Source organism: Sphingomonas sp. (assembly GCF_048594985.1).
Lineage (GTDB): Bacteria > Pseudomonadota > Alphaproteobacteria > Sphingomonadales > Sphingomonadaceae > Sphingomonas_I.
Map to the genome: position 1 here is coordinate 1 of NZ_JBMDXG010000213.1, position 1,829 is coordinate 1,829.

General features: G+C 67.9%; 2 protein-coding genes and 1 tRNA gene. 1 reads left to right on the top strand and 2 read right to left on the bottom strand.

The window, feature by feature from the left end; translation table 11 throughout:
• Together ACOJSF_RS08340 and ACOJSF_RS08345 are read right to left on the bottom strand one after the other, a co-directional pair.
• Positions 1 to 605, bottom strand: a 605-nt coding sequence (locus ACOJSF_RS08340; protein ID WP_420141753.1) for an LON peptidase substrate-binding domain-containing protein, incomplete at its 3' end; no start/stop codon positions are given.
• Positions 605 to 1,498, bottom strand: a complete 894-nt coding sequence (locus tag ACOJSF_RS08345; RefSeq protein ID WP_420141754.1) for a tetratricopeptide repeat protein — start codon at positions 1,496 to 1,498, stop codon at positions 605 to 607. The genes ACOJSF_RS08345 and ACOJSF_RS08340, both read right to left, overlap by 1 nt.
• Positions 1,499 to 1,652: 154 nt before the next feature.
• On the opposite strand from ACOJSF_RS08345, the gene ACOJSF_RS08350 reads away from it, so the two are divergent.
• Positions 1,653 to 1,727 (top strand) — tRNA-Gly (locus ACOJSF_RS08350).
• Positions 1,728 to 1,829 lie beyond the last annotated feature (102 nt).

The following is a 1,829-nucleotide window of genomic DNA, read 5'->3' on the forward strand; positions in this document are numbered from 1 at the left end:
GCGGCGGAAAAGCGCAGCAGATCGGTGAGCAGCGCCGCGCGCGTCGCCAGGTCTGCCGTCTCCAGCAACGCCTGCTTGGCGAGAACGTCGAACGGGATCGCCTGCGACAGGCCGTTGACCAGCGCCTCGTCGTCGAGCCGCTCCAGATCGTCCCAATCGATCGAATAGCCGTGCGCATCGACGAACGCGCGCATCCCCTGCTCGATACCCGCACGGACGATGGCGGGCAGCGGCTCGGGATCGGCCTCGTCCTCGGCGAAGCTCTCCACGTCGCCCATGACCTGGCGGAACGGTGTCGAGACCTCCTGCTCGCTCAGCAGGCGGAAACGGGTGAGCCCTCCAAGCACCAGATTGAAGCGGCCGTCGGGCAGAGCCTCGACCTGCTCGATCTTGCCGACGCAGCCGACGTCGAACAGCTCGGGTCGGTCCTCCCCCTCCTGCCCCGCGAGGGGCTGGATCATCGCGATCCGGCGGTCACGCGCCAGCGCGTCGCCGACCAGCGCACGGTAACGCGGTTCGAAGATGTGGAGCGGCAGCACGCTTCGCGGCAGCAGCAGCGCGCCGCTGAGCGGAAAGATCGAAAGCCGGACGCCGGTCTTGAGCATCAGCCGAACAGCACCGCAGAAAGCCGGCGACGCTGCGCCGCCACCCACGGATCTTCCAGTCCGGTCGCTTCGAACAGGGTCAACAGGCGTTTGCGCGCCGCGCCTTCGTTCCACTCGCGGTCGCGCTCGATCGCGCCGAGCAGGAGGTCGGCCGCCGCGTCGCGATCCTGCGTCATCAGCGCGCCGGCGAGTTCGTAACGCGCCTCCTGATCGTCGGGATTCGCCGCCACCCGCGCCCGAAGCGCGCTCAGATCATCGCTCGGCGCCGTATCGCCGGCGAGCGCCAGCGCGGCGCGGGCCCGCGCGATCCCCGCATCCTTGGCCTTGTCCTCGGGCACCGACGCAAGCAGCGTTTCAGCCTCCTCGCGCTGGCCGGCGGCGATCAGGGCGCGGGCGTGGCCGGCAATCACCGCCGGATCCTCGGGCGCCAGTTCGGTCAGCTGCGAGAAGATCGACAGCGCCCGCTCGACATCGCCCGATTCGAGCACCTCCTCGCCCATCGTTATCAGTGGCACGATATCCTCGTGGCGTTGATCGTCGGCGCCCTGGATCGGCAATTGGCGCAAGAGTTGGTCGAGGATCTGCCCGAGCGCGCCTTCGGTGCGCGCGGAGGTCAGATCGGCGACCAGCTGGCCCTGAAAGACCGCGTAGACGGTGGGGATCGATTGGACGCGAAACTGCGCCGCGATCAGCTTCTGCTCGTCGACGTTGACCTTGACCAGCTTCACGCCGCGCCCGGCATAGGCGGCAGCGACCTTCTCCAGCACCGGCGTCAGCTGCTTGCACGGCCCGCACCATTCCGCCCAGAAATCGAGGATGACGAGCGCCTCCATCGAAGGCTCGATCACGTCGCGCTTGAACAATTCGACCGCTTCGCGATCGGCGGCACTCATTCCCAGGGTCGCCAAGATCCATGTCTCCCGATTTGACCGCACCTATGTGGTTTCGCCGCGCGAATGACACAAGGCCGCGAAGGGGGTTGCGGCCCGCGAAAAGCGGCGCTAGTAGCCGCGCCTCACCCACGGGGCTTCGGCCCCGAAACGCCGAGCGGGCGTAGCTCAGGGGTAGAGCACGACCTTGCCAAGGTCGGGGTCGAGGGTTCGAATCCCTTCGCCCGCTCCAGTCTTCCACATGTCGGCGATGGAAGCTCCCTCTTCGGGGGAGCCAGCGCTCGCGCGTGGCGTTCCGCGGCCATGTTCGTCTTCTTCTCGAGCCGGATGGGCT